At 67.8% G+C, this 7,749-nt stretch carries 7 protein-coding genes; 3 read left to right on the top strand and 4 right to left on the bottom strand.

Annotated features, from left to right (window positions below; translation table 11 throughout):
• The first annotated feature begins 148 nt into the window (after positions 1-148).
• The 3 genes from EV643_RS39365 to EV643_RS39355 all read left to right on the top strand — a co-directional run bounded on the left by EV643_RS39365 (position 149) and on the right by EV643_RS39355 (position 3,908).
• Positions 149-436, top strand: a complete 288-nt coding sequence (locus EV643_RS39365; RefSeq protein WP_133805322.1) for a DUF1905 domain-containing protein — start codon at positions 149-151, stop codon at positions 434-436.
• A 186-nt stretch (positions 437-622) separates the two neighbouring features.
• The gene (locus EV643_RS39360; RefSeq protein ID WP_133805321.1) at positions 623-1,582 is read left to right on the top strand and encodes a peptidoglycan recognition protein family protein; all 960 of its coding nucleotides are present in this window, start codon (positions 623-625) and stop codon (positions 1,580-1,582) included.
• A 91-nt stretch (positions 1,583-1,673) separates the two neighbouring features.
• On the top strand, positions 1,674-3,908 hold the full coding sequence (locus tag EV643_RS39355; RefSeq protein WP_133805320.1) for an RICIN domain-containing protein: 2,235 nt from the start codon (positions 1,674-1,676) through the stop codon (positions 3,906-3,908).
• A 9-nt stretch (positions 3,909-3,917) separates the two neighbouring features.
• Here the strand turns inward: EV643_RS39355 and EV643_RS39350 are convergent, their stop codons facing one another.
• The 4 genes from EV643_RS39350 to EV643_RS39335 form a co-directional block, all read right to left on the bottom strand.
• Positions 3,918-4,769 carry a glycoside hydrolase family protein gene (locus EV643_RS39350; RefSeq protein ID WP_238166123.1) on the bottom strand — a complete coding sequence of 284 codons (852 nt, stop codon included), beginning with the start codon at positions 4,767-4,769 and terminating at the stop codon, positions 3,918-3,920.
• A 64-nt stretch (positions 4,770-4,833) separates the two neighbouring features.
• Positions 4,834-6,399 carry a DUF6297 family protein gene (locus EV643_RS39345; RefSeq protein ID WP_133805318.1) on the bottom strand — a complete coding sequence of 522 codons (1,566 nt, stop codon included), beginning with the start codon at positions 6,397-6,399 and terminating at the stop codon, positions 4,834-4,836.
• Positions 6,396-7,037, bottom strand: a complete 642-nt coding sequence (gene ccmA / locus EV643_RS39340) for a heme ABC exporter ATP-binding protein CcmA (protein ID WP_133805317.1) — start codon at positions 7,035-7,037, stop codon at positions 6,396-6,398. The genes EV643_RS39345 and ccmA overlap by 4 nt, the downstream gene beginning before the upstream one ends.
• Positions 7,034-7,711 carry an O-methyltransferase gene (locus tag EV643_RS39335; protein WP_238166119.1) on the bottom strand — a complete coding sequence of 226 codons (678 nt, stop codon included), beginning with the start codon at positions 7,709-7,711 and terminating at the stop codon, positions 7,034-7,036. Before EV643_RS39335 ends, ccmA begins: the two co-directional genes overlap by 4 nt.
• Positions 7,712-7,749: the final 38 nt, after the last annotated feature.

Genomic DNA, 7,749 nt, shown 5'->3' with positions numbered 1-7,749 from the left:
CGGCACCCTCTACGACGAAACAACCGCCTGGTCACACCGCGCCGAAACCCTCGCAGCTTGACACCTAAGCTCCTGGGATGTCTGTCGAAATGTACAGGCTGGCGGCACGACACCGGCCAAATGACCGGGCGGTCCTTATCCTGAGCGGATGGAGTTGGAGTTCAGTGGGGAGTTGTGGTTTTGGCGGGGGCCGGCGCCGTGGCACTTTGTGAGTGTGCCGGAGGATGACTGTCAGCAGTTGGAGGCGACGTCGGCGTTCGTGAGTTACGGGTGGGGGATGATCCCAGTCGCGGCGCGGATCGGTGAGACCGGGTGGAAGACGTCGTTGTGGCCGAAGGACGGGGGCTACATCGTGCCGGTGAAGGCCGACGTGCGGAGGGCTGAAGGGATCGACGTCGGCGACCTGGTAGTGGTGCGGTTGGCGGTGGGGGTGTGATGATCCTTCACGCAGAGTTTGCCTGAATCGCTCGACGGTGCACCCGGGGCTGAGTAGGTTCCTTAGGCCCCGAGGTTTCAGTGCCCGGGTGGACGGGGAACGACTTGGAGTGAGAAGCTCGCCACTGGGCGTTACCAACGGTTGTCGCGTGAGGCGAATGGGTGAGGTGTTGTTTTGGCCAGGCCGATGACGGCTGATCAACTGGTGGGGGCGCTGCGGAAGTGGGGGGTGAGGTTCAAGGAGTATCCGGGCTGGCGGACTCGTGGCCGGCCTGGTGGGATCACGGACGCGCGCGGGATCATGCTGCACCACACCGGCAGCAACTCGCAGTCCGATGATTACTTGAACTTCTTGTTCGTTCGCGGTCGTCCCGAGGATGGCATTCCGGGGCCGCTGTGCAACGTCGCGACCGACGCGGACGGCGATCTGCATCTGGGCGCGGTCGGGCGGGCGAACCACGCCGGCTCCGGCTCGCTGTCCACGTTGAACCATGTGATGGCCGAGGACTATCGCGGCTACGCGGCCGAACTCCAGCCCGGGCCCGATGGTGTCAACGGCAACATGTACTACTACGGCAACGAGATCCGGTACGACGGCGCCCGCGCGATGTCGGCGGCTGCGTACCGCACGTCGTTGCTGTATACGGCCGCGATCTGCGACTTCCACGGCTGGTCCGCGTTGTCGGTGATCGCGCACCGCGAGCACACCCGTCGCAAGAGCGACCCGGGCTTCTGCCCGATGAACAAGTTCCGCACCGACCTGGCCGCCGTACTGCGGGCCGGCCCTGATGGAGATGACATGGCAAACGCCGACGAGGTACTCGCCGAACTGAGGAAGTTCCAGACGGCGGAGGCGCAGCGGTACGCCGATCTGGCGAATCGGGTGCAGGGCCTGATCGACCAGGAAGAAGGCCGGTACGCCGACCTCTCCCGCCGGGTGCAGGGACTGGTGAACCAGGAGGCGGGCCGGTACGCCGACTACGTCCGCCGCTTCAACGCCATCCTCGAGGCCCTCCCCCAGACCACGACGATCCCGCCGCTCGCCCCAGAGCCGGCGGACCCCGCGGACCCGGTGGACCCCGTTGACCCGATCGATCCGGTCGACCCCGCGGATCCGGGAGCGGTTCCGAAACCACCGCAGACTTAATCAGGGTCTTGAATTAAGTAGAGAAGTTGGGTTTTCCTTGGGAGCACTGCGCTCGAATGCGCATTCCCAGAGCTTCTGAGGAGAGCCGCTCATGTCCGGAGGCGCCCCACTCCGTCCCACCTCCCCTGCCCGAAGTCGCCGATTCGTCGCGATCACCACAGCCCTCGTCGCCGCGGTGATCGCGACCTTCCTGACCGTCGTCGCGTCCCCCGACGCGACCGCCGCGATCTCCCCCACCGGCTGGAACACGGTCGCCGCGAAGCACAGCGGCAAGTGCGTCGACGCCCGCGCCGCGGCAACCCCCAACGGGACCGCCGTACAGCAGTACGCGTGCAACAACAGCACCGCCCAGCAATGGCAGTTCCAGCCGACCAGTGACGGCTACGTCCGGATCAACGCGCGCAACAACGCCGCCCAGGTCCTCGACGTCACCGGAGTCTCCACCGCCGACAGCGCCCCGATCCAATTGTGGGCCTACGGCAACGGTCTCAACCAGCAGTGGCAGCCGGTCGAGGAGGCCGACGGCGCCTACCACCTCGTCAACCGCAACAGCGGCAAGTGCCTCGACGTCCCGTCCGCCTCGACCGCGGACAGCGTCCAGTTGCAGCAGTACACCTGCAACGGCACGGCCGCCCAATCCTTCAGGATCACGCCTGTGGACGGCACTCCCCCGACCAACCCACCCGGTACGCCGGACCTCGGGCCGAACGTGTCGGTCTTCGACCCGTCGATGCCCGCGAGCCAGATCCAGGCCCGGCTCGACCAGGTCTTCAACCAGCAGGAGACCAACCAGTACGGCGAACAGCGGTACGCGTTGCTGTTCAAGCCCGGCACCTACAACGTCAGCGCGAACGTCGGCTTCTTCACCCAGGTCGCCGGTCTCGGCCTGACCCCGGACAGCGTGAACATCAACGGCGCCGTGCACGTCGAAGCCGATTGGTTCCCGCCGCAGAACGCGACCCACAACTTCTGGCGCGGCGCCGAAGGTCTCGCCGTCAACCCACCCGGCGGACTGGACCGCTGGGCCGTCAGCCAGGCGTCGGCGTATCGGCGGATGCATCTGCGCGGCAACCTCGCACTGGACGACGGCGGCTGGTCGAGCGGCGGGTTCATGGCCGACACCGTGGTCGACGGCCAGGTCCGGTCGGGCAGCCAGCAGCAGTGGCTGTCCCGGAACACGAACTGGGGCAGCTGGACCGGCGAGAACTGGAACATGGTCTTCGTCGGCGCGCTCAACGCCCCAGCCGGCACGTTCCCGAATCCGCCGTACACCAAGATCGCGCAGACCCCGATCATCCGGGAGAAGCCGTACCTGTACATCGACAATGCCGGCGCGTACAAGGTGTTCGTCCCGGCACTGAAGGCGAACTCGGCCGGACCGACCTGGACCAACGGCACCCCGGCCGGCCAGTCGTTGCCGATCAGCCAGTTCTACATCGCCAAGCCCGGTGTTACAGCGGCAACCCTCAACGCGGAACTTGCCGCCGGCAAGGATCTCCTGTTCACCCCTGGCGTCTACAGGTTGAGCGACTCGCTGCGAATCACCCGCGCCGACACCGTCGTCCTCGGTCTCGGCCTGGCGACCCTGATGCCAACGAACGGGACCACGTCGATCTCGGTCGCGGATGTGGACGGCGTGAAGATCGCCGGTCTGCTGATCGACGCGGCGCCGACGAACTCGCCACTGCTGATGGAACTCGGGTCGACCGGCTCGTCCGCCGATCACTCCGCCAACCCGACCTCGCTGCACGATGTGTACTTCCGGATCGGGGGTTCCGCGGTCGGCAAGGCGACCGAGACGTTGCGGATCAACAGCGACGACGTGATCCTCGACCACACCTGGTTGTGGCGCGGCGACCACGCGTACGGCGTCGGCTGGAACACGAACACGGCCGACACCGGGCTGGTGGTCAACGGCGACCACGTCACGGCGTACGGGTTGTTCGTCGAGCACTACCAGAAGTACCAGACGATCTGGAACGGCAACGGTGGAAGGACGTACTTCTACCAGAACGAGATGCCGTACGACCCGCCGAACCAGGCCGCCTGGATGAACGGCTCGACCCGCGGCTATGCGGCGTACAAGGTCGCGGACTCGGTCACCACACATGAGGCGTGGGGGCTGGGCAGCTACTGCGTCTTCACCAGCGACGCCAGCATCGTCGCGGAGCGGGCGTTCGAGGTGCCGAACAAACCGGGCGTGAAGTTCCACAACATGGTGACCGTGTCGCTCGGCGGCCGGGGCACCATCGCTCACATCATCAACAACACCGGCGGGCCGTCCAACTCGACCACCAACGTCGCCGAGTGGGTCAATTACCCGTAGCTGCTTGCCTCAGCGCCCTGCGGCCCGCAGTACCCGCAGGGCGTTGAGGGTGAGCATCTCGCTCGGGCCCTTGTGACCCCAATCGACCACGTCCTGACTGCTGTTGGCCGGGGCGGGTCGCCACCACTGCAGTCTGGCGTGCCACCGCCCGTCCGGTTGCCGCTGCGTCTCCAACTCGTCCAGTGCGTCGGACGCCCGCTCGTCCTTCGCCAGGCCGAGCCGGGACAACACCAGCAGCGCTTGGAGGATGTCGTAGTGCCAGTACGGCGGATAGCTCGGCTGCAACCATCGCCGGTTGATCGGAGCACCAGTGGACAGCCGCCGGAACACCCGGTGCTCCAGGAACAACTCCCCAGCCCGTATTGCGCCCTCGCGGGCCGCGGTGTCGCCCGTCGCTTCGTAGTACTCATGGAGTCCCCAGGCGGGTGCGTGGGACTCATGGAAGGAGGAGCGGCGACCGGTCGCCTTCGTGTCGCAGTTCCACCCGCCGTCGGGCCACTGCCACTCCAGGAGGCCCTCCGCCAGCCACTGCACCCGCGGATCGCCCGCCAGCCCGAGCCGGCAGCAGGCCGCCAACGCGTTCCCCTCCATCGACCCGCACCGCCGCGGCAACCCGTTGACCACAGTCGCCTTACGCCGCCGCGGGTTCGCGATCCAGGTCAGCACCTGCTCGGCCGCCTCCATCGCCCGCGGCTCCCCCGCCGGCACCTCCAGCTCCACCATCGACACAATCCGCCAATGCGCTCCGGAGTACTTGCTGTACGGATTCTTCTTGGGATCCCCACCCAGCAACGCCTGCACCTTGGCCCCGGCCAGCACGTCCTCGCTCGCCTGCTCCCCCAGCAAATCCCGCCGCACCATATTCCGCACAGCCGGCTCATCAGACCCAAGCAACCACTTCACACCCGCGTCCATCCCCCCATTCTTACGCGGGTTGTCTCGGTTTGATGGCGAACATCAGGGCCAGGACGAAGCCGGGGATGACCAGGCGCCAGGTGGGGCTCCAGCTGAGGAGGACTGGGACCAGGCAGAGTAGGAGGAGGTCGAAGCCTCGGATGGGTTGGGAGAAGAGGCCGGGTGGGATGGCGCCCATCGGCGAGGCGACAAGAGGGCCGGCGTAGGACGGGGGCTTGGCGGAGGCCTGGCGGATCACGCCGGTGAGGATCCCGGCGCCGACGGCGAAAGCGGTGGCGGCGTCCCCGAGTGCGGGCAGGGCCAGGGCGGTCCAGAGGATGACGAAGAGTGCCGGTACCAGGGACATGGCGACGCGTAGATCGCGGAGATCCATGCCCAGGGCACGGACCAGGCCGGTGGAGCGGCTGACCGATCGGAGTCCGTCCATCAGGGGACGCGTGGCGATGAAGCCTGCGAAGGCGGCGGCGAGAGGGACCAGTACGTCGTACCCGGTGCCGGCGACGGCGTACGGGACCACCAGCAGACCGAAGCCGACGATCAGGCGGCGGGGCCAGCGGAGGATGCGGAGGAACTCGCGATGCATGATCGCCTGGACGTGGGAGCTGCGCCCGCGACGTGAGTGCAGGCGACCCACCTGACGCCAGTGGCGGCCGGAGACCACGTCGGCGAGCAGGCCGACGTCCATGGTGATCGCGGCGCCCGCCATACCGGCCAGCAGCTCACCACCGGCGACGACACTCTGCCGGCTGAGCTTGTCGAGTGTCTGTGCCGTGACGACAACCAGCACACCACAGACGAGCAGCGCGACAAGACCGATCACCAGCAGCCGGAACCCGTAGGTGGTCACGAACGGCGGGCTGAACTGCGTGCTGTCATAGGGGCCGATATAGGCGACGCCCACGAACGCGGTGGTGTTCTGGGTATTCGCCTCGGGCCGGGTTGCGAGCACCACAGCGGGCACAGTGGCGGCCAGCAGCAGGCCGTCGGCGATGCGGAGGGCCCACCGGCTGCGTGAGGCGGACTGTTGCGCCCAGACCGTGGCGCACGCGGTACAGGTCAGCAACACGATGGTGAGGAGCGCGGCTTCGCCCACCAACGACCAGGCCGCCCCGAACAAGGCGAAGCCGATCAGTGCGGCCAACGCGCCCACAACCGCTGCCACCCCGATCACCAGCCTGTACGTCGGCCGCAGGAGCGCCGCGCGATCGACGGGGGTCGCGAGGAGCCAGAAACCGGTGGCGCGAGACGCGGAGACCGGGCCGACGCTCAACAGGACGCGCAGCATCCACGAGGTCAGCAGCGGCATCAGGATCCACGGCACCGTGTCGAGCAGCCAGGAGCACGAGGCCGACGTACAGGCGGCTGACTTCTCGTTGAGGTGCAGGATGACGTTGCCGCCGGTCGCGCCGACCATGACGAGCGCGAAGATCACCAGGTAGATGTCCTCGAACTGCTGCCAGAACGTCCGGTCCGCCTTCCCCCGGCGCACCTTCCGCATCCAGCGCCGCAGTTCCTTCGCCGCCGGGATCGCGCCGAAGTCCGCCGGATCGAAGACGACCGGCCCCTCAGAAGTCATGGCAGCGGGGTGAGTTCGACGGATTCGTCCGCCACGGCCTCCACCAGCTCCGGGTCGTGGCTCGCGAACAGCACCGAGGTGCCGGCCGCCTTCTCCTCCTGCAGCCGTTCGGACAGCCAGGCCACACCCGCGGTGTCGAGCCGTGCCTCGGGTTCGTCGAGAACCAGCAGCTTCCGCGGCCGGACCAACGCGGTCGCCAGCGCGAGCCGCCGCCGCTGGCCGGACGACAGCGAACCCGGCAACTGGTCGGCGGCCGCGAGCAGGCCGACGTCGTCGAGCAGGGTGTCGACGAGATCCTCCGGCTCGGGGTTGCCGTGCGCCCGGGCCATCAGGTCCAGGTGTTCGGCGGCCGTCAGATCCGGGAAGAAGTCGAGGTCGTCGAGCAGCGCCGCGACGTCGCGCCGGACCACCTCGGCGCGCTCGTCGATCGGCAACCCGTCGAGCAGGATCTTCCCGGCCGCCGGCTCGGCCGATCCGACGATGCAGCGCAGCACGGTGGTCTTGCCGGACCCGTTCGGGCCGACCAGGGCGATTGCCTGGCCGGCCCCGAGGGTGAACGTCAGGTCCTCGATCACCGCGCGTTCGGCGTACAGGTGCCGCAGGCCCTCGACCGCGAGCCGGGGTGCGGGCTTCGTCACCGCTTGCGGACCAGGGTCAACCCGTCGCCGATGCCGAGGATGACCACGTCGACCCGGTCGTCGTTGGCGATGTGCGCGTTGAACTCCTTGCGGTCCACCGGGTCTTCCTCGTGTACGCCGACCACGCGGCCGCCCGCCAGCGTGTTGTCGAACAACAACAGCCCGTTCGGGCGGATCAGCGGCAGCAGGCGTTCGAAGTACTCGATGTAGCCGGACTTGTCGGCATCCACGAACGCCAGGTCGAACTCGCCGTCCAGCTTGGCGACCGACTCGTGCGCGTCCCCGATCCGCAGGTCGATCTTGTCCGCGACGCCGGCCCGCTCCCAGTACTTGCGGGCGATCGACGTCCACTCCTCGCTCACGTCCAGGCAGATCAGCTCGCCGTCGTCCGGCAGGCCGCGGGAGATCGCCAGCGCGGAGAAGCCGGTGAAGGTGCCGATCTCGACGGCGCGCCTGGCCGAGATCAGCCGGGTCAGCGTGGTCAGCAGCGCGGCCTGGTCGGCCGTGGTCAGCATCACGGCCGCGCGACCGAGGCCCTGCGTCTCTTCCCGGAGATCCAGCGCGATCTCGTCCAGCGGCATGCTGTGGCCGACCACGTAGTCGTGCAGCTCGTCTGTTACCAGTACCTGATTACCCATCGAGTCCTGCCGCCCTCCGCGTTGTGATCCGGTCACCTGTAGTCTCTACTGGTTGCCCAACCGCTCGACAGCCA

Origin of the sequence: Kribbella caucasensis, from assembly GCF_004361855.1 — a bacterium.
GTDB classification, from domain to species: domain Bacteria; phylum Actinomycetota; class Actinomycetes; order Propionibacteriales; family Kribbellaceae; genus Kribbella; species Kribbella caucasensis.
The sequence above is the reverse complement of the archived record's forward strand: the minus strand, read 5'-3'. Positions and strand labels throughout refer to the sequence as shown.

Coding starts and splice junctions, on each gene's coding strand:
- EV643_RS39365 (WP_133805322.1), top strand. CDS start 149: ATGGAGTTGGAGTTCAGTGGGGAGTTGTGGTTTTGGCGGGGGCCGGCG.
- EV643_RS39360 (WP_133805321.1), top strand. CDS start 623: ATGACGGCTGATCAACTGGTGGGGGCGCTGCGGAAGTGGGGGGTGAGG.
- EV643_RS39355 (WP_133805320.1), top strand. CDS start 1,674: ATGTCCGGAGGCGCCCCACTCCGTCCCACCTCCCCTGCCCGAAGTCGC.
- EV643_RS39350 (WP_238166123.1), bottom strand. CDS start 4,769: ATGGTGCGGCGGGATTTGCTGGGGGAGCAGGCGAGCGAGGACGTGCTG.
- EV643_RS39345 (WP_133805318.1), bottom strand. CDS start 6,399: ATGACTTCTGAGGGGCCGGTCGTCTTCGATCCGGCGGACTTCGGCGCG.